The following is a 19,892-nucleotide window of genomic DNA, read 5'->3' as shown; positions in this document are numbered from 1 at the left end:
TGCCGCGAGCCGGTGTCCGAGCGTGCCGACCGTACGGTGGGGCAGCGTCGGACTGTCGGGGCGAGCGGGTCAAGAGTCACTGAGCCCGACCCGGCGATGTGAGAGATCGTGAGAGATGAGAGGGTCTGGCGGGTGAGCGAGACATCGACGAACACCCTGCAATACCGCGTTGACGGGCAAGAACACGCTCCGGTCCTGGTGCTGGGCCCTTCACTGGGTACCACATTCCACATGTGGGACCGTCAGATCCCGGAGCTGACCCGGGACCGGCGGGTCGTCCGTTTCGACCTGCCCGGACACGGCGGCGCCCCCGCCCAGCCCTTCACCTCCGTCGCGGAGCTCGGCGACCGGCTCCTCGCCACCCTCGACGCCCTCGGCGTCCAGCGCTTCGGCTACGCCGGCTGCTCCCTCGGCGGCGCCGTCGGCCTCGACCTGGCCCTGCGCGCCCCGCACCGGGTCGCCTCGCTGGCCCTGGTCGCCACCGCGCCGCGCTTCGGCACCGCCGACGAGTTCCGCCAGCGCGGGGTCGTGGTCCGCACCAACGGCCTGGAGCCGATGGCCCGCACCGCGCCCGAGCAGTGGTTCACCCCGCACTTCGCCGCCAACCAGCCCGCCATCGTCGACTGGGCCGTCCAGATGGTGCGGACCACCGACGCCGCCTGTTACGTCGCCGCCTGCGAGGCCCTCGCGGTCTTCGACGTCCGGGCCGCCCTCGGCAGCATCGGCGTGCCCGCCCTCGTCCTGGTCGGCTCCGAGGACCGGGTCACAGGACCCGCCGAGGCCCGCACCCTCGTCGCCGGCATCGCCGACGCCAAGCTGGCCGTCGTCCCGGGCGCCTCCCACCTCGCCCCCGTCGAGCAGCCCGCCGCCGTCACCGACCTCCTCCTGGAGCACTTCTCGGCGACCGGCCACGACACCGGCGGCCTCCACGCCGTCCCGCCCGTCCCCGGGCCGGCCCCGGCCCCCGCCGAGCCGGTCCCCGCCACCCCTGTCGTCCCGGCCGTGCCCGAGGAGGCCGAGGAGCCGCCGGCGGGGCGCCCCGACCCGTACGAGAAGGGGCTCGGGCTCCGGCGGGAGATCCTCGGTGACGCCCATGTCGACCGGGCGCTCGCCGACGCGGACGCCGCCGACTTCCAGGAGCTCGTCACCCGCTACGCCTGGGGCGAGGTCTGGGCCCGCGAGGGCCTCGACCGGCGCACCCGCAGCGTCGTCACCCTGACGGCCCTCGTCGCCGGCGGGCACCGGGAGGCGCTCGCCGACCACACCCGCGCCGCCCTGCGCAACGGCCTGTCGCCCGCCGAGATCCGCGAGATCGTGCTGCACACCGCCGTCTACTGCGGCCTGCCGGCCGCCGAGACCGCCCTCGGCACGGTCGGCCGCGCCATCGCCGAGGAGACCACGCCCCCGGCGTAGCCGACGCCCGCGCCGGGCCCGCACGCCCGGCGTAGGGTGAGGCCGTGAAGCTGACGAAGAAGTCCCACGCCTGCGTCCGGCTGGAGAAGGACGGGCGGACGCTCGTCCTCGACCCGGGGGCGTTCACCGAGGAGGACGCGGTGCTCGGCGCCGACGCCCTCCTCGTCACCCACGAGCACCCGGACCACTTCGACGAGGGCCGGCTCCGCGCCGCCCTCGACGCCAACCCGGCCGCCGAGATCTGGACCCTGCGCAGCGTCGCCGACCAGCTCACGGCCGCCTTCCCCGGCCGGGTGCACACGGTCGGGCACGGCGACACCTTCACCGCCGCCGGCTTCGACGTCGAGGTCCACGGCGAGCTGCACGCCGTGATCCACCCGGACATCCCGCGCATCACCAACGTCGGCTTCCTCGTCGACGGCGCCGTCTTCCACCCCGGCGACGCCCTCACCGTCCCCGGCCGCCCGGTGGACACCCTGCTGCTGCCGGTCATGGCCCCGTGGAACAAGATCTCCGAGGTGATCGACTACGTCCGCGAGGTGCGGCCCCGCCGGGCGTACGACATCCACGACGCCCTCCTGACCGACCTGGCCCGGCCGATCTACGACCGGCAGATCGGCGCCCTCGGCGGCACCGACCACCAGCGGCTCGCCCCCGGGGCCTCCGCCGACCTGTGAGCGCCGGACCGTGAGCGTGGTCCGGGCCGCTGTCGGTGCCCGCCAGTAGGCTGGCGCCATGCGCATCGCCACCTGGAACGTCAATTCGATCACCGCCCGGCTGCCCCGCCTGCTGGCCTGGCTGGAGAGCAGCGGCACCGACGTGCTGTGCATCCAGGAGACCAAGTGCTCCGCCGAGCAGTTCCCCGCCGAGGCCCTGCGCGAGCTGGGGTACGAGTCGGCGGTCAACGCCACCGGCAGGTGGAACGGCGTGGCCCTGCTCTCCCGCGTCGGCTTCGAGGACGTCGTCACCGGCCTGCCCGGCGGCCCCGAGTACGAGGGCGTGCAGGAGCCCCGCGCGGTCTCCGCGACCTGCGGCCCGGTCCGCCTCTGGTCGGTCTACGTGCCCAACGGCCGGGAGATCGCCCACGAGCACTACGCGTACAAGCTGCGCTGGCTGGAGGCGCTGAAGGCGGCCGTCGGCGAGGACGCGGCCGGCGAGCGCCCGTTCGCCGTGCTCGGCGACTACAACATCGCCCCGACCGACGACGACGTCTGGGACGTCTCCCTCTTCGAGGGCGCCACCCATGTCACCGAGCCCGAGCGGGCGGCCCTCGCCGGCCTGCGCGGGACCGGCCTCGCCGACGTCGTCCCGCGCCCCCTCAAGTACGACCATCCGTACACGTACTGGGACTACCGCCAGCTCGCCTTCCCCAAGAACAAGGGCATGCGCATCGACCTGGTCTACGGCAACAAGCCCTTCACGGAGGCCGTGAAGGACAGCTACGTGGACCGCGAGGAGCGCAAGGGCAAGGGCGCCTCCGACCACGCCCCGGTCGTCGTCGACCTGGAGCTCTGACCAGCGGGTCCGTTCGGCCTCCGACTGCCGCTGCGCGGGCGGCGCACGACGATCTCCGCGTGCCGGGTGGTGGACCGGCAGGTGACGGTGCGACGCTGTTTCGATGAACATCCCGTTTCTCGACCACTGGCGCAGGCGGCACGAGCCGGAGCGGGCCCCGCTGGCCGCGGCCTTCGACCGCGATCCCGAGGGCGTGGCGGAGCTGCTCGCCGAGTGCGAGCTGCTCCGCGCCCGGGTCGAGGCGGCGGGCGTCACGCTCGACGACAGCCCGCGCTCGCTCCAGGAGCTCGACCAGCTCCCGCCGCGCTGGCGTGACGACGCCGAGGAGCTGCCCTGGTTCGGGAACGACGCGGGGCTGTACCTCGGCACCGTCGTCGTGCGGAACGTGCCGGGCGCCCGCTGGCAGGTCTGGCCGAACGGCGGTCCGGTCGTCGTCCTGGAGTCCGGCCGCGAGATCCCGGTCGTCGAGTACGGCATCGAGTGGGCGATGACCGGGGCGCCCGAGCTGTCCCAGGTGTACGCCGAGGCCGCCGAGCGGTGACCTTCCGCCTGCCGTAAATACGGCTAATACCTACTTGCACCTTTCATGCGTGTCGGGCGTGAAGTCCCTTTTTGTGATGGATAGTTTGCGCTGTCTCGACACACCGCACACACCGCACCGGCACACCGCCGGCAAAGGGGGCAGGGCAGCGCATGAGCGTCTATCCGCTGATCGGACGGCGTGACGTCGTCTTCCCGGTCCTGGAGGGCCGAGCTTGCCGGCTCGGTCCGGGAGGGCCGGGATCGCGAGTGGAGCGCGCCCTGGGTCGCGCGCCGGGAGCGCCGCGACCCCCGCACGAAGGGGGTGGACGTCGCTCCCGCCGCACCGGTGATCACGCCGCCGGGCCGCGAGTGACCCCCGTACGGGCCCCCGCACGGGCCTGAAACCGGCCCGGCAGCAGCCGGGATCACTCCTTCCGCAACGGCACCGCCAGGTACGAGGGATCGGACCCGGGGGAGGAGAAGGTCAGCTGCGCGCCGGCCGGGTTGTGCTCGATGTACAGCGGGTCGACGGTGTCGACGACCAGCGCGAGCCGGTGGCCCGCCGGTACGTCGTAGGCCGTGGAGAACAGCTCCAGGTCCACGGCGAACGGCCGCCCCGGCGTCCTGTCGTGGAAGGTGTACGGGGCGTGGGACACCAGCTTGCCGATGCCGAGCGGGCCCACGTCGTAGAGGTACGCGACGAAGGTGCCGCTCCCGGCGGTCGGGGTGACCGTGGTGTGCAGGACCGGTGTGCCGCGCACCGCGGCCCCGGAGCCGTAACGGCCGGACTGCCAGACGGCGGCGAAGGAGCGGGGGAGCAGCGGCACGGAGACGGCCGGCGGGGTCTGCGCCAGCTGGTCGAGCAGGTTGGTGAGGAGCACGATGCCGCCGTTGGCGCCGGAGTCCACGTTGGCCCAGAGATGCTCGGGGTCGTCCAGGGCGATGCGGTCGCGGTGCGCGTTGACCGCCTTCCAGTCGGCGTAGCCCTCGTAGCCGCCGTCGGAGCGGGGCTTGAGCCGGACGGGCGGCTCGCGGTCGATGCCGTTGTCGACGCCCTTCAGATACCGGTCGAACCAGCGGTGGGCGCTGGTCCAGGTGTCGTTGGGCAGACCGAGGAGGCCGGTGGCCTCGGCGGTGGCGTGGTCGCCGGGGCGGAACTCCAGCCGCTTGGGGCCCTTCAGCTTCTCGTAGAAGCTCGCGTACTGGTTGGGCGGGAAGATGGTGTCGCCCCAGGCGTTGCCGAGCATGACGGCGGTGCCGTTGGCGTTGATCCGGTCGAGGTTGGTGGCGGCGGACCGCTGCTTCCCCCAGGCGATCATCTCGTCCTCCTTGTCCAGGTCGGACGAGAGGAAGTCGCCGAGAATCCGCTTCAGTTCGGGCCCGGGACGGCCGGTGAGGTAGGCCGCGCCGCCGAGCAGGGCGGCGGCCTGGAGGTGCTGGGTCCGCCCGCTGTAGATGGACTCGATGAGGTCGGCCCAGCCGCTGAGCGCGGCGACGGCCTTCACCCGGGGGTCGTGGGCGGCGGCGAGCAGGCTGATTCCCGCGCCGTAACTCACCCCGGCCATACCGACCTTGTCCGGGTCGGCCGGGGTGTTCGCGAGCGCCCAGTCGATCACCTTGGAGGCGTCGGCGACGTCCCTGGGGCCGGCGGTCTCGATCTCGCCGCCGGACTGCCAGAAGCCGCGCGAGTTGTAACTCACCACGACGTAACCGGATTCGGCGAGCTTCTGCGCCTGCGCCAGGTACTCGACCTGGGGCATGGCCCAGCTGGTGGGCAGGACGATCACCGGGTGGCGGACGGAGCCGTCGGCCCCGGCGGGGGTGACGACATTGGCCTTGAGGACGGTGCCGCCGTCGCCGGCGATGTCCACGAACCGGATCGACGTGCCGCTCTCGGCGGCCTGGGCGGCGGGGGCGACGGACAGCGCCGTCCCGGCCACCAGCGCGGCCGAGACGGCGAGGGCCGGGGAAGTACGCACGGGCCACTCCTCGATGGGGGGTCACTGGTGGGGAGCAGTGAGGTGGCCCGACGGTAACCGCGAGGGGCTACCCGTGGTAACCGGTCGGTAAGTTACGTGCGGGTAACGATTGGCGCGACGGGTGCGCCGGGCGTGAGGGGGGCGCCGGCGGGCCCGGCGTGAGGGAGAGGGACGGGGGAGGGCTCGGCGTCATGGACACGCGCCGGCTTCTGCTCCAGGCTGGGGCCCGTGGAGCAGCCGCCGAACCTTCCCGACGTCTTCGACCCGCGCGTCCACGCCGCCGGGCCGCCGCACGACGCCTTCCGGGGGCTGCGCGACCGGGCGCCGGTCGCCTGGCAGGAGGAGCGGGCGGTGCTCGGATGGCCCGCGGGTACCGGCTTCTGGGCGGTGACACGGCACGCCGACGTCGTTCGGGTGCTCAAGGACGCGGAGACGTACTCCTCCTGGCTCGGCGCCACCCAGATCCGCGACCCCGACCCCGCCGACCTGCCCTTCATCCGCCGCATGATGCTCAACCAGGACCCTCCGGAACACGGAAGGCTGCGGAGGCTCGTCAGCCGGGCCTTCACGCCGGGGCGGATCGAGCGGTTCGAGGCGACCGCGCGCTCACGCGCCCGCGAGCTGCTGCGGGCCGCCCGGGCGGAGGGCGGCGAGACCGATCTCGTACGGGCCGTGACCGACGACTACGCGCTCCTCAACCTCACCGACCTGCTCGGCGTGCCCCCGGGCGACCGGCGGCTGCTGCACACCTGGACCGAACGGGTCATCGCCTACCAGGACCCGGACGAGCCGCCCGTCCTCGACGCCGACGGACGGCCGGTCAACCCCCGGTCGCCCGCCCGGCTCGCCGAGATGTTCGCGTACGCCCAGGAGCTGGCCGCCTACAAGCGCGAGCACCCCGCCGACGACCTCATGACCGCGCTCGCCACCACCGAACTCGCCGACGCCGAGCTGGAGATGTTCTTCTTCCTGCTCACCGTCGCCGGGAACGACACCGTGCGGTCGGCGGCCCCGGGCGGGGTGCTCGCGCTCTGCGGGGACCCCGGCGAGCAGGGCAGGCTCTGGAAGGGGGAGGTGTCCGTGGAGAGCGCCGTGGACGAACTCCTGCGCGTCCACCCGCCGGTGATCTCCTTCCGCCGCACCGCCGCGCGGGACACCGGACTGGCCGGGGTGCCGATCGCCCGCGGCGACAAGGTCGTCGTCTTCCACGTCTCCGCCAACCACGACGAACGCGTCTTCCCCGACCCGCACCGGCTCGACCTCGGTCGCCGCCCGAACCCGCACGTCTCCTTCGGCGACGGCCCCCACGTCTGTCTCGGAGCCCACTTCGCCCGGATCCAACTACGGATCTTCTACGAGGAGTTGCGGGACGTCTGTGCGGGTGTCGAGGCCGCCGGGGAGCCCCGCCGGCTCGTCTCCAACTTCATCAACGGGGTCAAGTCGCTGCCGGTGCGGCTGCGGGAGCCCTGAGCGCCGCCCGCGTCACGTCGGCCACCAGCTCGACGACGTCGGGGCCGTACGCCTGGGAGCTGACGACCCTCAGGAGCAGGACGAAGGAACCGTCCGGACCGTACGTGCCGGCCAGCGCCTTGTGGCGGCGGGCCAGGTACCGTGCCGCGGCCTGGTTGGTGACCGCGGCCTGGCCGCACAGCAGGAACACCGGCCGGCCGCCCTCGCCGAGGGTGAGGCGGGCGAGGACGACGTACTCGCTGACGCCCCACTCCGGGCGGTAGGTCTCGCCCGCCACGGTGATCATCCCCCGGTCCTCGGGCGGCTCCTGCTCGACGTTCATCGTGAGCCCCGGCAGGAGATTCGGCAGATGAGCGGCCATGCGGCGATTCGAGAACGGCCCACCGATGCAGAATTCTGCCGTCTCCCCGAGGCCCTGACGTGCCGTGTCGTGCTGCACGATCCGGGGCCGCGCCCCGCAGTCCTTGATCAGTGCCGAGAGTTCGAGCAGCGCCGACACGTCGGTGGCGTGCACCCCGCGCTCGCTGCCGGCCAGGCGGTTCACCACGAGCAGGCACTCCGAGCCGGAGGGCAGTCCGAAGAACGCCTGCTTGCGGCGGAGCCGCCGCCGCCACGCGTACGTCCGGGTGAGCCATCCCAGCGACGCGCTGACACCGGTCGCCAGCACGCCGAGCACGATGTTGCGCAGGTCCTCGTCCATAGGGGCGCATGCTAGCGGCGGCCGGGTGACCGTTCGAGGGGGCCGGAAGGCGCTCCTGACGTCGGGACGGACAGAAGTTACGCTGCGTGGACGGTCATTGACGGGAGGTCAGGGATGCGTCGCTCCGCTGTGCGGTACGGGGTGGTCGTGGCGGCCGCCGCGACGGTGCTCTCGGTGGGAGCCGCGGCCCCGCCGCTCGTACGGACTCCACCGGCTCCACCGCCCGCGCCGGCGAAGGTGCCCGTGGCGGTGGGGCACGGCGGTGCCGTCGCCAGTGTCGACGCCGACGCCAGCGCCGCCGGCATCGAGGTCCTGCGGCAGGGCGGCAACGCGGTCGACGCGGCCGTCGCCGTCGCCGCCGCCCTCGGCGTCACCGAGCCCTACTCGGCCGGCATCGGCGGAGGCGGCTACCTCGTCCACTACGACGCCCGCACCCGTACCGTCCACACCGTCGACGGCCGGGAGACGGCTCCCGCCTCCGCAGACACCGGCCTCTTCCTGGAGAACGGCGCGCCGATCCCCTTCGCGGAGGCGATGACCAGCGGACGCGCCGTCGGCACCCCCGGCACCCCCGCCACCTGGAAGACCGCCCTCGACGCCTGGGGCAGCAAACCGCTGCGCACCCTCCTCGCCCCCGCCGAGCGGCTCGCCCGCGAGGGCTTCACCGTGGACGCCACCTACCGCGCCCAGACCGCCGCCAACGAGGCCCGCTTCCGCGACTTCCCGGCCTCCGCCGCGCTCTTCCTGCCCGGCGGACGACTGCCCGAGGTCGGCTCCGTCGTGAAGAACCCGGACCTGGCGCGTACGTACGCCCTCCTCGCGGAGCGGGGCGTCGACGCCCTCTACCGGGGGCCGCTCGCCCGCGACATCGTGGACACCGTCCGCACCCCGCCGGTCCGCGAGGGCGCCGAACGGACCGTCCGCTCCGGCGACCTGACGGAACGGGACCTCGCCGCGTACCGCACGGTCCGCCGCGCGCCCACCAAGGTCACCTACCGGGGGCTCGACGTCTACGGCATGGCCCCGTCGTCCTCCGGCGGCACGACCGTCGGCGAGGCCCTCAACATCCTGGAGACCGGCGACCTGGCCGCCGCCTCACCGGGGCGGTACCTCCACCGCTTCATCGAGGCGAGCCGGATCGCCTTCGCCGACCGCGGCCGCTGGGTCGGCGACCCGGCCTTCGAGTCCGTGCCCGTCCGGGGCCTGCTCTCCCAGCGGTACGCCGACTCCCGGGCCTGCCTGATCCGCGACGACGCCGCGCTCACCAGCCCGCTCGCGCCCGGCGACCCCCGCAGCCCGGTGCCCTGCGCCACCGGCGGGCGGGCGGCGCCGACGACGTACGAGGGCGAGAACACCACCCATCTGACCGTCGCCGACAAGTGGGGGAACGTCGTCGCCTACACCCTCACCATCGAGTCCACCGGCGGCAGCGGCATCACCGTGCCGGGGCGCGGCTTCCTGCTCAACAACGAGCTGACCGACTTCTCCTTCGCCCCCGCCGACCCCGCCGTCCACGACCCCAACCTGCCGGGGCCTGGCAAGCGCCCCCGCTCCTCCATCTCCCCGACGATCGTCCTGGACCGCCATGACCGGCCGGTCCTCGCCCTCGGCACCCCGGGCGGCGCGACCATCATCACCACCGTCCTTCAGACCCTCACCGGCTTCCTCGACCGGGGCCTGCCGCTCGTCGAGGCCATCGCCGCGCCGCGCGCCAGCCAGCGCAACCAGTCGGCCACCGACCTCGAACCGGCGCTCTGGAACAGCCCGTTGCGATCCGAGCTCGAAGCCCTTGGGCACGTCTTCCGGCAGAACCCGGAGATCGGGGCGGCCACCGGTGTCCAGCGCCTCCCCGGCGGCCGCTGGCTCGCCGCCGCGGAGACCGTCCGCCGGGGCGGCGGCTCGGCGATGGTGGTCCGCCCCGACCGGTGAGCCGGTCTAGGGGGCGGTCAGGACGCGGGGGCCCGCCTCCGTGACGGCGACGGTGTGCTCGGCGTGGGCGGCGCGGGAGCCGTCGAGGGTACGGACCGTCCAGCCGTCCCGCGCCGTGTAGTGCTCGTCGCCGCCGCCCCCGACGAGCATCGGCTCGATGGCCAGGACCATGCCGGGCCGCAGTCTCGTCCCGCGCCCCGGCCGCCCCTCGTTGGGCACGTCGGGGCCCTCGTGCATGGCGCGGCCGACGCCGTGTCCGCCGAAGCCGTCCGGGATGCCGTACCCGGCCCTGCGGCAGACCGTGCCGACCGCGTGCGCGATGTCCCCGATCCGGTTGCCGACGACCGCCGCCGCGATGCCGGCGGCCAGGGCCTCCTCGGCGGCGCCGATCAGCCGGGTGTCCTCGGGGCGGGCGCGGCCGACGGTGAAACTGACCGCCGCGTCCCCCACCCAGCCGTCGAGGCGGGCCCCGCAGTCCACCGAGACCAGGTCGCCGTCCCGGAGGACCGTCCCGTCCGGGACGCCGTGCACGATCGCGTCGTTGACGGACACGCAGAGGACGCCCGGGAACGGGACAGGGGCCCAGGCCGGGCGGTAGCCCAGGAAGGGCGAGTCCGCACCGGCCTCGGCCAGGACCTCCCGTGCCGCCCGGTCGAGCGCGGCGACCGGCACGCCGGGCGCCGCCAGCTCCCGGGCCGCCGCCAGGGCGCGGGCCACCACGCGGCCCGCCTCGCGCATCGCCGTCAGGTTCTCTTCGGTCTTGATCTCCACCATTCCCATTACTATACCGGTATAAGAATCGGTTCGGGCGGGTAGAGTGGACCGCATGGTGCGCACCCCCCTCACCCCCGAAGAGCGCGAGCGCGGCGAGCGGCTCGGGCGGCTGCTGCGCGAGGCCCGCGGCGAGCGCTCGATGGTCGAGATCGCCGCGGCGGCCGGCCTGTCCGCCGAGACCCTCCGCAAGATCGAGACCGGCCGCGCCCCCACCCCGGCCTTCTTCACCGTCGCGGCCCTCGCCGGCGTCCTCGACCTCTCACTGGACGAGCTCCTCGTCCGCTGCGCGCCCCTGCCCGCCTGAGACAGGCGGACGCCCCACCCCCGGTGGCTCCCGCGCGGGCACGGGAGGACGCTGGAAGTGAGGACGTCCGGGTGGACCGAGGGCCCGCCGCGCCGAGCCCCCGCCCGGCCGGGAAAGGGGCCGCGTCATGCGCATGCTCATGAAGGTCGAGATGAACACCGAGGCCGCCAACGACCTCATCAAGCAGGGCGTCGTCCCGGAGCTCATGCAGGAAGCACTCGGACGCATCCGCCCCGAATCCGCCTACTTCACCGTCGAGAACGGCTGTCGCACCGCCTACCTCTTCTTCGACCTGAACGAGCCCTCCGACCTGCCCGCCCTCGCGGAGCCGTTCTTCATGCGGCTCGGCGCCAGGATCCACTACTCGCCGGTGATGAACCAGGAGGAACTGATCGAGGGCCTCGGCTGGCTCGGCGGCCAGGGCTGAACCCCCCGGCCCGGTCGGGACGTCAGACCGAGACCGCGAGCTGGACCCGACTGTGGCGGGGCGCCTCGATCTCGTCCAGCAGCGCGAGCGCCAGATCGGCGTGCGCGATCCGGCCGGACCCGTCCAGGACCGTGCCCACCGCCGTCCGGTAGCCGCCGGTGGGCTCGGCCTCCGGGTTCAGGTCCAGCGGCGGCACCACCATCAGCCAGTCAAGCTCGGGCCCGGCCCCGTCCGTCAGCAGCTCGAACTCCACGACGTGGCCCTGCGCGAAGGCCCGCCACTCCGCCGGGAAGTCCGGCGCGTCCATCAGCCGTGCCCCGGAAGCGGCTTCGAGGGTGGTGGCGATCCCCAGGGTGACGAGCCGGCCCACTCCGGCCGCCGTGAGCCCGGAGACCAGCGCCTTCGCCGTCGCCGCGAAGTACTCCTCCGACGGCACGTCGAGGCGGGCGGAGGCGTGCACGGCCGCGTCGTGCCCACCGGCGAGCACCGCCACCGACTCCGGGTCCGTCACGTCGCCGCGTACGACCTCCACGCCCGGCCGGCCGAGGTCCGGATGGCGCGCCGGGTCCCGCACCACCGCCGTCACCCGGTGGCCCCGGGCCACCGCCTCCGCGACGGCCGCCCGGCCCACGCGACCGCCGGCCCCGAACACGATGATCTTCTTGCTGGTGTCGTTGTCCATGACCGGGACGGTAGGACAGGGGGATCCGGTTACTTCAACGGTACCGGCGCGGCTACCGTCGGCCCCATGAGCGAGAAACCATCGGGCGAACAGCCCCCGATCAACGTCCGGTTCGACGACCCGGACTGCGCCGACGGTGCCGTCCAGCCCTTCCGCGTCGGCGACAAGTGGACCGGTGTCGTGCTGCGCTGCCTGGAGGACGGGGCCGCACGCCGCTTCGGCGAACTCCGCGCCGCCCTCCCCTGGATCACCCCCAAGGTCCTCACCGAGACCCTGCGGTCCATGGAGCGCAGCGGCTTCCTCGACCGCACCGCGTACGACGAGAACCCGCCGCGCGTCGAGTGCGCCCTCACCCCGCTCGGCCGCTCGCTCCTCGGCCCGCTCGACACCGCCTGCGCCTGGTCCCGCGCCCACGGCGCCGAGATCGGCGACGCCCGGGCGGCGTACGCGGGGGACCGCCCGGCGTAGGCTCGCAGGCCATGACGACCGAAGAGCTGCGGCGCGGCCGCTACATCAGCCTCACCACCTACCGGAAGAACGGGACCGGGGTCGCCACCCCCGTCTGGTACGCCGTCGAGGACGGGCGCGTGTACGTGTGGACCCGCGCCGACTCCTGGAAGGTCAAGCGGCTCCGCAACAACCCCGAGGTCGAACTGGCCCCCTGCGACGTGCGCGGCAACGTCCCCGAGGGCGCGGCCCGGATGCCCGGCACCGCCCGGATCGTCGAGGGGGAGGAGCTGCGCCGCATCCGCAGGCTGCTCTCCCGCAAGTACACCTACCAGTTCTGGCTGGTGGACCTGCCGGCCACGATCGCCCGCCTCGGCAAGCGGCCGCACACCGGGATCGTCGTCACCCTGTGATCCTCATCCCCCGAGGGGCTGATGTGGTCCCCCGGGCACCGAAAGGAAAACGGTCCGTAGCCGTCCCGTAACACGGATGCGGTGCAATGCCCTGCGGCGGACCGGAAGGTTCCCTTCGAGCGCGGGGCAGGTGCGAGCACATGACGGCCACTCACATTCCGCCGGAGATGACGGAGTTCACCCACTGGCTGGGCGGACTCGCCGCCCGCGCCGAGACGGCCGGCGGCTGGTGGGGCGTCTTCGCCGCACGGGACCCCGAGGGCCTGCGCGCCTGTCTCGACGGCGCCGAACTCCTGCCCTGGGACGTCGTCGAGTCCCTGCTCCAGGACGCGGGGGAGGCCCCGGAGCGGGGGCGGGAGCTGTACGAGGCCGCGGCCCGCGTCCACGACCGGCGGCCCGGCGGCGGCGAGGCGCTGGCCGCGCGCCGCGAGCTGATGGAGCGCGAACGCCGCCACGCCGAGGCCCGGATCGGGGAACTGGAGCGGCGGTTCCGCTCCCACCCGGCCCCGGACCCCGCCGAGGCGGCCCGCCTGGAGCACGACATCGCCTGGGCCCGCGACGACCACGCCCGCGCCACCGCCCGGCTCGTCGACCTCACCGACCGCCTCGACCGGCTGTACACGGCCGCCCCGCCGGACGGCGGGGGTGCTGCTCCCGTGCCGGAGCGGCGGCGTCCCCGCGGCGCCCGGTACGCCTGGACCGCGGACGCCGTCGAGGGGCCCGCGCCCACCGCCGTACCCGACCTGCCGGTCGGCGGGGCGGAGCCGCGCGGCGCCCGGTTCCGGGGCCGTACCGACTCCGCCCCCGACTCCGCCCCCGAGTCCGCGCCCGTGTCCGCGTCCGCCCCCGTGTCCGCCGTCCCGGACGGGGCCGAGGAGGCCGCCCGGGCCGCCAACGCCGTCCACGCCCTCCAGCGGCTGCGGGCCCAGGGCCGCAGCGGCGAGGCGCACGTGCTGCTCGTCGAGGCGCTCGGCGGGCCGCCCGCCCGACTGCCCGCGCTCGCCCGGGAGCTCCACCGCGCCGGGCTCGGTGCCGACTGGGGCACCCTCCTGTGGGAGGCCGCCTCACTGCCGTCCGAGCGGCTGGCCGCCGTCGCCGGAGCGCTCGCCGACGCGGGCCGCGCCGACGACTGCGAGCAGCTGCTGCGCCAGGGTCTGGCCCGGCCCGTGGAGGAGCTGGCCGGAGCCGTCGCCGTGCTGGCGGCGGAGGGCCGCGAGCGCGAGGCGCACACCCTGCTCACCTCCTTCCTCCGGGTCCGCACCGCCGAGGAGGCGGCCCGACTCGCCGCCGTGGACCCGGCGCTGCTGATGCCCCGGCTCGGCGCGGCGGCCCGCGCCCTCTCGCCCGCCGACGACCGCGCCCTGCGGCACGCGCTGCGGGTCGGCGGCGTCCTCGGGGACTGAAGCCCTCGCGAGCACCGAAAGCGGATCCGTACGATCAGGGACCACCCGCCACGTGTCGGTACGTGTCCGACGTGGACCAGTCGGGTATGAAACATGATCGACTCATCTGCTTCGCGGCAGTGGTCTTGCTCCGGGGTGTGACGGGGCTTACGTTCTCTTCCTACGCACCGTGTCTACGGGCGTAGAGGCTCTCTGACGCCGCGCCGAAGGAGCTGCTCATGACCGTCGTACGCGCCGCACTCGTCCAGGCGACCTGGACCGGCGACACCGAATCCATGATCGCCAAACACGAGGAGCACGCCCGCGAGGCGGCCCGGCAGGGCGCCCAGGTGATCGGCTTCCAGGAGGTCTTCAACGCCCCCTACTTCTGCCAGGTCCAGGAGCGCGAGCACTACCGCTGGGCCGAGCCCGTGCCGGACGGCCCCACCGTGCGGCGGATGCGGGAGCTCGCCCGCGAGACCGGCATGGTGATCGTCGTCCCCGTCTTCGAGATCGAGTCCGAGGGCTTCTACTACAACACCGCCGCCGTCATCGACGCCGACGGCAGCTACCTCGGCAAGTACCGCAAGCACCACATCCCGCAGGTCGAGGGGTTCTGGGAGAAGTACTACTTCCGCCCGGGGAACGCCGGCTGGCCGGTCTTCGACACCGCTGTCGGCAAGGTCGGCGTCTACATCTGCTACGACCGCCACTTCCCCGAAGGCTGGCGCCAACTCGGCCTCAACGGAGCCCAGTTGGTCTACAACCCCTCGGCCACCCACCGCGGCCTCTCGTCCTACCTCTGGCAGCTGGAACAGCCCGCCGCCGCCGTCGCCAACGAGTACTTCGTCGCCGCGATCAACCGCGTCGGCGTCGAGGAGTACGGCGACAACGACTTCTACGGCACCAGCTACTTCGTCGACCCCCGCGGCCGCTTCGTCGGCGACGTCGCCTCCGACAAGGAGGAGGAACTCGTCGTCCGCGACCTCGACTTCGGCCTCATCGAGGAGGTCCGGCGGCAGTGGGCCTTCTACCGCGACCGCCGCCCCGACGCGTACGACGGGCTGGTGAGTCCGTGAGCAGCCTGTACGCCCGCCACCGCGCCGTCCTCCCCGACTGGCTGGCGCTCTACTACGACGAGCCGATCGAGATCACCCACGGCGAGGGCCGGTACGTCTGGGACGCCGAGGGCCGCCGCTACCTCGACTTCTTCGGCGGCATCCTCACCACCATGACCGCCCACGCCCTCCCCGAGGTCACCAAGGCGGTCGCCGAACAGGCCGGCCGGATCATCCACTCCTCCACCCTCTACCTCAACCGGCCGATGGTGGAGCTCGCCGAACGGATCGCCACCCTCTCCGGCATCCCCGACGCCCGTGTCTTCTTCACCACCTCCGGCACCGAGGCCAACGACACGGCCCTGCTCCTCGCCACCGCGTACCGCCGCTCGAACCAGATCCTGGCGATGCGCAACAGCTACCACGGCCGCTCCTTCTCCACCGTCGGCGTCACCGGCAACCGCTCCTGGTCGCCCACCGGCCTCTCCCCGCTCCAGACCCTCTACGTGCACGGCGCGGTCCGTTCCCGGGGCCCCTTCGCCGGGCTCACCGACGAGCGGTTCACCGAGGCGGCCGTCGCCGACCTCGAAGACCTCCTCGGCCACACCCACCGGGTCGCCGCCCTCATCGCCGAACCCGTCCAGGGCGTCGGCGGGTTCACCTCCCCGCCCGACGGCCTCTACGCCGCCTTCCGCCGCGTCCTCGACCGGCACGGCATCCTCTGGATCTCCGACGAGGTGCAGACCGGCTGGGGCCGCACCGGCGACCACTTCTGGGGTTGGCAGGCCCACGAACAGGCCGGACCGCCCGACATGCTCACCTTCGCCAAGGGCATCGGCAACGGCATGTCCATCGGCGGCGTCGTCGCCCGCGCCGAGATCATGAACTGCCTCGACGCCAACTCCATCTCCACCTTCGGTGGTTCACCCGTCACCATGGCCGCGGGCCTCGCCACCCTCGGACACCTCCTCGACCACGACCTCCAGGGCAACGCCCGCCGTGTCGGCGGACTCCTCATCGAGCGGCTCCGCTCCGCCGCCGCGGGGGTCGACACCGTCCGCGAGATCCGCGGCCGCGGCCTCATGATCGGCATCGAACTCGCCGACCCCGTCACCGGCCGGGCCGCCCCCGAAGCCGCCTCCACCGTCCTGGAGACGGCCCGCGAGAACGGCCTGCTCATCGGAAAGGGCGGCGGCCACGACACCAGCGCGCTGCGCGTCGCGCCCCCGCTCTCGCTCACCGTCGCCGAGGCCGAGGAAGGCGCGGCGATCCTCGAACGAGCCCTGAGATCCCTCTAGTTCGCGGGAAATCCGCAGGAAGATCACAGACAGTTCGCAGGGAGCAGCCCGCAGGAAGGAACCCCCGTGAGCACCCGAACCCTCATCCGGGGCGGCCTCGTCGTCACCGCCTCCGACGAGATCCACGCCGACGTCCTCGTCGAGGACGGCCGCATCGCCGCCCTCGCCGCCCACGGCTCCGAAGCGGCGGCCGGCTGGACCGCCGACCGCGTCCTCGACGCCACCGGCCGCTACGTCATCCCCGGCGGCGTCGACGCCCACACCCACATGGAACTCCCCTTCGGCGGCACCTTCGCCTCCGACACCTTCGAGACCGGCACCCGCGCCGCCGCCTGGGGCGGCACCACCACCCTCGTCGACTTCGCCGTCCAGTCCGTCGGCCACACCCTCCGCGAGGGCCTGGACACCTGGTACGCCAAAGCCGACGGCAACTGCGCGATCGACTACGCCTTCCACATGATCATGTCGGACGTGAACGAGTCGACGCTGAAGGAGATGCCGCTGCTCATCCAGGAGGGCATCACCTCCTTCAAGAGTTTCGTTCGGCCGCGTGACCAGGGGTTTTCTAGCGGAGTAGATCGTGCGACGGGTGGTGGCGTGATCGACAGGCGGCGTGAAGGGACTTCTGGGGCATGACTCGGACTCTGATTACCGGCGGTCTTGTGATCACGGCCGCGGACGAGATGCACGCGGACGTGCTGATCGAGCACGGCCGGGTGGTTGCGTTGGCGGCCCCGGGAAGCCAGCAGTGGACGGCGGACCGGGTGATCGACGCGTCGCAGAAGTACGTGATCCCGGGCGGGGTGGACGCGCATACGCATATGGAGCTGCCTTTCGGTGGCACGTTCGCGTCGGACACGTTCGAGACGGGGACGCGGGCGGCCGCGTGGGGCGGGACGACGACGATCGTGGATTTCGCGGTGCAGTCGAAGGGCGAGTCGCTGCACGCCGGCCTGTCCGCCTGGCACGAGAAGGCGGACGGGAAGTGCGCGGTCGACTACGCGTTCCACATGATCATGTCGGACGTGAACGAGTCGACGCTCAAGGAGATGCCGAAGCTCATCGAGCATGGGATTTCCTCGTTCAAATTGTTTATGGCCTATCCGGGGGTATTTTTTTCGGATGACGGGCAGATCCTGCGGGCGATGCAGGTGGCCGGTGACACGGGCGGGTTGATCATGATGCACGCGGAGAACGGCATCGCGATCGACGTCCTGGTGGAGCAGGCCCTGGCCCGGGGCGAGACCGACCCCCGCTTCCACGGGGAGGTACGCAAGGCGCTGCTGGAGGCGGAGGCCACCCACCGGGCGATCCAGCTGGCCCGGGTGGCGGGCTCCCCGCTCTACGTCGTGCACGTCTCCGCGCAGGAGGCGGTGGCGGAGCTGGCGGCGGCCCGGGACATGGGGCTGCCGGTCTTCGGCGAGACCTGCCCGCAGTATCTCTTCCTGTCCACGGACAACCTGGCGGAGCCGGACTTCGAGGGCGCCAAGTACGTGTGCAGCACCCCGCTCCGGCCGAAGGAGCACCAGGCGGCCCTGTGGCGGGGGCTGCGGACCAACGACCTCCAGGTGGTCTCCACAGATCACTGCCCGTTCTGCTTCGTCGGCCAGAAGGAGCTGGGCCGCAGCGACTTCTCCAGGATCCCCAACGGCCTGCCGGGGGTGGAGAACCGCATGGACCTCCTCCATCAGGCCGTCGTTGACAGGCACATCTCGCGGCGGCGCTGGATCGAGATCGCCTGTGCGACGCCGGCGAGGATGTTCGGCCTGTACCCGCAGAAGGGCACGATCGCCCCTGGCGCGGACGCCGACGTCGTTATCTACGACCCGCACGCCACGCAGACGCTGTCCGCGGATACCCATCACATGAACGTCGACTACTCGGCGTACGAGGGGAAGGCGATCACCGGGCAGGTCGAGACGGTCTTGTCCCGGGGTGAGGTCGTCGTAGACCAGCGGAAGTACACGGGGCACGCGGGGCACGGGGTATTCGTGCCGCGCGGTCTTTGCCAGTACCTGGGCTGAGCAGCCCGGAATCTCGTCGCACCGATTCGAACTGGAGGTCCCCGCGTGGACTTCGGACTCGTCCTGCAGACCGACCCGCCCGCCTCCGAGGTCGTTGGGCTGATGCGCCGGGCGGAGCGCAACGGATTCCGCTACGGCTGGACCTTCGACTCCGCCGTGCTGTGGCAGGAACCCTTCGTCATCTACAGCCGCATCCTTGAGCACACCACCAAGCTCCACGTCGGCCCCATGGTCACCAACCCGGGGACACGGACCTGGGAGGTGACCGCCTCCACGTTCGCCACTCTCAACGAGATGTACGGCAACCGCACCGTCTGCGGCATCGGCCGCGGCGACTCCGCCATGCGCGTCGCCGGCCGCAAGCCGAACACCCTGGCCCGCCTCGGCGAGGCCATCGAGGTCATCCGCGACCTGGCGGAGGGCCGCGAGGCGCAGGTCGACGGCAACCCGGTCCGGATCCCGTGGGTGAAGAACGGCAAGCTGCCGGTGTGGATGGCGGCGTACGGGCCCAAGGCGCTGGCCCTGGCCGGGCAGAAGGCCGACGGCTTCATCCTCCAGCTCGCCGACCCGTTCCTCACCGAGTGGATGGTCAAGGCCGTACGGGAGGCGGCGCGGGAGGCCGGCCGCGACCCCGACGCCCTCACCATCTGCGTCGCCGCCCCCGCGTACGTGACGGCCGACGACTCCCCGGCGGCCCTGGCCCACGCCCGCGACCAGTGCCGCTGGTTCGGCGGCATGGTCGGCAACCACGTTGCCGACCTGGTCGCCAAGTACGGCGAACACTCCTCGATGGTCCCCGAGGAGTTGACCGCGTACATCAAGGACCGGCAGGGCTACGACTACTCCCACCACGGACGCGCCGACAACCCCGACACCGCCTTCGTCCCCGACGAGATCGTCGACCGCTTCTGCCTCCTCGGCCCCGCAGAGGCCCACATCGAGAAGCTCCGCCACCTCAAGGACCTCGGCGTCGACCAGTTCGCCGTCTACGACATGCACGACAACCGCGAGGGCACCATCGACGCGTACGGCTCCGACATCATCCCCTCCCTCAACGCCTGAACTGGCCCCTCCCTTACGGCCCTTCCGAAACATCCCTGTCGATCGAAACTGGGAAGGGTTTCGCCGGCCATCGCCAGCACCCCGCGGTGGCCAAGCGCATGCGTAGAGGGCCACATCGGAGTTGAACACCTTGCGGTCGTCACCTTGCGGGCTGGGAACGGTTTCCAGAAGGCCGCATCCGGGTTGGTCGGAGCCGCGTGTGCAGCCCGCTCTGGTGATCGCGAGGTGGTGCCGGCCCACCGAAGCAAGAGGGCAGAGGTCCAGCACCTTCCCCTACCGCAGGCTCGTTCTGCGCGGCTGTCCCCTTTCCCGACCCTCTCTAGTGCGGTATCAGGCAGCATTGCCGCTGCTGCCAGACTGCTCTGGGTGCCGAGGGGCGAGATCGTCGAGCCGAGGGTGGACCGCAACGCGGGCCAGGGCCGTGTCAGGGCGTGCCGACCGAACGGACCCGTAAATGTCATGCTTGGCAATGCTCCGATCGAGTTAAGGCGTG

The 19,892-nt window shown here is 72.7% G+C and carries 19 protein-coding genes and 1 pseudogene; 16 read left to right on the top strand and 4 right to left on the bottom strand.

The window, feature by feature from the left end; all coding sequences use genetic code 11:
• Positions 1-132: 132 nt before the first annotated feature.
• The 4 genes from QK442_RS32080 (at position 133) to QK442_RS32065 (ending at position 3,469) form a co-directional block, all read left to right on the top strand.
• The gene (locus tag QK442_RS32080) at positions 133-1,413 is read left to right on the top strand and encodes an alpha/beta fold hydrolase (protein ID WP_282697622.1); all 1,281 of its coding nucleotides are present in this window, start codon (positions 133-135) and stop codon (positions 1,411-1,413) included.
• Positions 1,414-1,457: 44 nt separating this feature from the next.
• A complete protein-coding gene (locus QK442_RS32075; RefSeq protein WP_282697621.1) occupies positions 1,458-2,090 on the top strand; it encodes an MBL fold metallo-hydrolase in 633 nt (210 codons plus the stop codon).
• 58 nt (positions 2,091-2,148) lie between these two features.
• Positions 2,149-2,928 (top strand): exodeoxyribonuclease III, encoded by a 780-nt coding sequence (locus QK442_RS32070; RefSeq protein ID WP_282697620.1) that lies wholly within the window; start codon positions 2,149-2,151, stop codon positions 2,926-2,928.
• A 103-nt stretch (positions 2,929-3,031) separates the two neighbouring features.
• Positions 3,032-3,469: a DUF6278 family protein gene (locus QK442_RS32065; RefSeq protein ID WP_282697619.1), complete on the top strand. Its 438-nt coding sequence runs from the start codon at positions 3,032-3,034 to the stop codon at positions 3,467-3,469.
• A 406-nt stretch (positions 3,470-3,875) separates the two neighbouring features.
• On the opposite strand, the gene QK442_RS32060 is transcribed toward QK442_RS32065, so the two are convergent.
• Positions 3,876-5,390, bottom strand: coding sequence for a CocE/NonD family hydrolase (locus QK442_RS32060; protein WP_282697650.1), 1,515 nt, complete (start codon positions 5,388-5,390; stop codon positions 3,876-3,878).
• A 267-nt stretch (positions 5,391-5,657) separates the two neighbouring features.
• On the opposite strand from QK442_RS32060, the gene QK442_RS32055 reads away from it, so the two are divergent.
• Complete coding sequence (locus tag QK442_RS32055; RefSeq protein ID WP_282697618.1) at positions 5,658-6,899, top strand: cytochrome P450; 1,242 nt, start codon at positions 5,658-5,660, stop codon at positions 6,897-6,899.
• Here QK442_RS32055 and QK442_RS32050 read toward each other — a convergent pair.
• Positions 6,865-7,599, bottom strand: coding sequence for a hypothetical protein (locus QK442_RS32050; protein WP_282697617.1), 735 nt, complete (start codon positions 7,597-7,599; stop codon positions 6,865-6,867). The two genes, QK442_RS32055 and QK442_RS32050, sit on opposite strands and share 35 nt — an antisense overlap.
• A 114-nt stretch (positions 7,600-7,713) precedes the next feature.
• On the opposite strand from QK442_RS32050, the gene ggt reads away from it, so the two are divergent.
• Positions 7,714-9,528 carry a gamma-glutamyltransferase gene (gene ggt / locus QK442_RS32045; RefSeq protein ID WP_282697616.1) on the top strand — a complete coding sequence of 605 codons (1,815 nt, stop codon included), beginning with the start codon at positions 7,714-7,716 and terminating at the stop codon, positions 9,526-9,528.
• 6 nt (positions 9,529-9,534) lie between these two features.
• Here ggt and map read toward each other — a convergent pair whose 3' ends face one another.
• Positions 9,535-10,302, bottom strand: a complete 768-nt coding sequence (map, locus tag QK442_RS32040) for a type I methionyl aminopeptidase (RefSeq protein ID WP_282697615.1) — start codon at positions 10,300-10,302, stop codon at positions 9,535-9,537.
• A gap of 52 nt (positions 10,303-10,354) precedes the next feature.
• Here map and QK442_RS32035 point away from each other — a divergent pair, with 52 nt between their 5' ends.
• Positions 10,355-10,606, top strand: a complete 252-nt coding sequence (locus QK442_RS32035; protein WP_282697614.1) for a helix-turn-helix transcriptional regulator — start codon at positions 10,355-10,357, stop codon at positions 10,604-10,606.
• 127 nt (positions 10,607-10,733) lie between these two features.
• Complete coding sequence (locus QK442_RS32030; RefSeq protein ID WP_282697613.1) at positions 10,734-11,033, top strand: hypothetical protein; 300 nt, start codon at positions 10,734-10,736, stop codon at positions 11,031-11,033.
• Between the two features lie 22 nt (positions 11,034-11,055).
• Here QK442_RS32030 and QK442_RS32025 read toward each other — a convergent pair whose 3' ends face one another.
• Positions 11,056-11,715 carry an NAD(P)H-binding protein gene (locus tag QK442_RS32025; RefSeq protein ID WP_282697612.1) on the bottom strand — a complete coding sequence of 220 codons (660 nt, stop codon included), beginning with the start codon at positions 11,713-11,715 and terminating at the stop codon, positions 11,056-11,058.
• Between the two features lie 66 nt (positions 11,716-11,781).
• On the opposite strand from QK442_RS32025, the gene QK442_RS32020 reads away from it, so the two are divergent.
• The 8 genes and pseudogenes from QK442_RS32020 (at position 11,782) to QK442_RS31985 (ending at position 19,399) form a co-directional block, all read left to right on the top strand.
• The gene (locus tag QK442_RS32020) at positions 11,782-12,183 is read left to right on the top strand and encodes a helix-turn-helix domain-containing protein (RefSeq protein ID WP_282697611.1); all 402 of its coding nucleotides are present in this window, start codon (positions 11,782-11,784) and stop codon (positions 12,181-12,183) included.
• Between the two features lie 11 nt (positions 12,184-12,194).
• The gene (locus tag QK442_RS32015; protein WP_282697610.1) at positions 12,195-12,575 is read left to right on the top strand and encodes a PPOX class F420-dependent oxidoreductase; all 381 of its coding nucleotides are present in this window, start codon (positions 12,195-12,197) and stop codon (positions 12,573-12,575) included.
• A 140-nt stretch (positions 12,576-12,715) separates the two neighbouring features.
• Positions 12,716-13,978, top strand: a complete 1,263-nt coding sequence (locus QK442_RS32010) for a UL36 very large tegument protein (protein WP_282697609.1) — start codon at positions 12,716-12,718, stop codon at positions 13,976-13,978.
• A 218-nt stretch (positions 13,979-14,196) separates the two neighbouring features.
• On the top strand, positions 14,197-15,036 hold the full coding sequence (locus QK442_RS32005; protein ID WP_282697608.1) for a nitrilase-related carbon-nitrogen hydrolase: 840 nt from the start codon (positions 14,197-14,199) through the stop codon (positions 15,034-15,036).
• The gene (locus QK442_RS32000; protein WP_282697607.1) at positions 15,033-16,313 is read left to right on the top strand and encodes an aspartate aminotransferase family protein; all 1,281 of its coding nucleotides are present in this window, start codon (positions 15,033-15,035) and stop codon (positions 16,311-16,313) included. The genes QK442_RS32005 and QK442_RS32000 overlap by 4 nt, the downstream gene beginning before the upstream one ends.
• A 66-nt stretch (positions 16,314-16,379) precedes the next feature.
• Positions 16,380-16,856: pseudogene (locus QK442_RS31995) on the top strand (amidohydrolase family protein); the annotation flags it as partial.
• Positions 16,857-16,945: 89 nt separating this feature from the next.
• Positions 16,946-18,337 (top strand): dihydropyrimidinase, encoded by a 1,392-nt coding sequence (gene hydA, locus QK442_RS31990; RefSeq protein WP_282697606.1) that lies wholly within the window; start codon positions 16,946-16,948, stop codon positions 18,335-18,337.
• 45 nt (positions 18,338-18,382) lie between these two features.
• Positions 18,383-19,399: a TIGR03842 family LLM class F420-dependent oxidoreductase gene (locus QK442_RS31985; protein ID WP_282697605.1), complete on the top strand. Its 1,017-nt coding sequence runs from the start codon at positions 18,383-18,385 to the stop codon at positions 19,397-19,399.
• Positions 19,400-19,892: the final 493 nt, after the last annotated feature.

The organism is Streptomyces sp. CC208A, from assembly GCF_030010625.1.
Classification (GTDB): Bacteria; Actinomycetota; Actinomycetes; order Streptomycetales; family Streptomycetaceae; genus Streptomyces.
Note: the sequence above shows the minus strand (reverse complement) of the source record. Positions and strands in the feature narration are given on the sequence as shown.

What these genes read in the sequence shown, in the direction of transcription:
- QK442_RS32070 (WP_282697620.1), top strand. Translation starts at nt 2,149, where the DNA reads ATGCGCATCGCCACCTGGAACGTCAATTCGATCACCGCCCGGCTGCCC.
- QK442_RS32065 (WP_282697619.1), top strand. Translation starts at nt 3,032, where the DNA reads ATGAACATCCCGTTTCTCGACCACTGGCGCAGGCGGCACGAGCCGGAG.
- QK442_RS32050 (WP_282697617.1), bottom strand. Translation starts at nt 7,599, where the DNA reads ATGGACGAGGACCTGCGCAACATCGTGCTCGGCGTGCTGGCGACCGGT.
- ggt (WP_282697616.1), top strand. Translation starts at nt 7,714, where the DNA reads ATGCGTCGCTCCGCTGTGCGGTACGGGGTGGTCGTGGCGGCCGCCGCG.
- map (WP_282697615.1), bottom strand. Translation starts at nt 10,302, where the DNA reads ATGGTGGAGATCAAGACCGAAGAGAACCTGACGGCGATGCGCGAGGCG.
- QK442_RS32035 (WP_282697614.1), top strand. Translation starts at nt 10,355, where the DNA reads ATGGTGCGCACCCCCCTCACCCCCGAAGAGCGCGAGCGCGGCGAGCGG.
- QK442_RS32030 (WP_282697613.1), top strand. Translation starts at nt 10,734, where the DNA reads ATGCGCATGCTCATGAAGGTCGAGATGAACACCGAGGCCGCCAACGAC.
- QK442_RS32025 (WP_282697612.1), bottom strand. Translation starts at nt 11,715, where the DNA reads ATGGACAACGACACCAGCAAGAAGATCATCGTGTTCGGGGCCGGCGGT.
- QK442_RS32020 (WP_282697611.1), top strand. Translation starts at nt 11,782, where the DNA reads ATGAGCGAGAAACCATCGGGCGAACAGCCCCCGATCAACGTCCGGTTC.
- QK442_RS32015 (WP_282697610.1), top strand. Translation starts at nt 12,195, where the DNA reads ATGACGACCGAAGAGCTGCGGCGCGGCCGCTACATCAGCCTCACCACC.
- QK442_RS32010 (WP_282697609.1), top strand. Translation starts at nt 12,716, where the DNA reads ATGACGGCCACTCACATTCCGCCGGAGATGACGGAGTTCACCCACTGG.
- QK442_RS32005 (WP_282697608.1), top strand. Translation starts at nt 14,197, where the DNA reads ATGACCGTCGTACGCGCCGCACTCGTCCAGGCGACCTGGACCGGCGAC.
- hydA (WP_282697606.1), top strand. Translation starts at nt 16,946, where the DNA reads ATGACTCGGACTCTGATTACCGGCGGTCTTGTGATCACGGCCGCGGAC.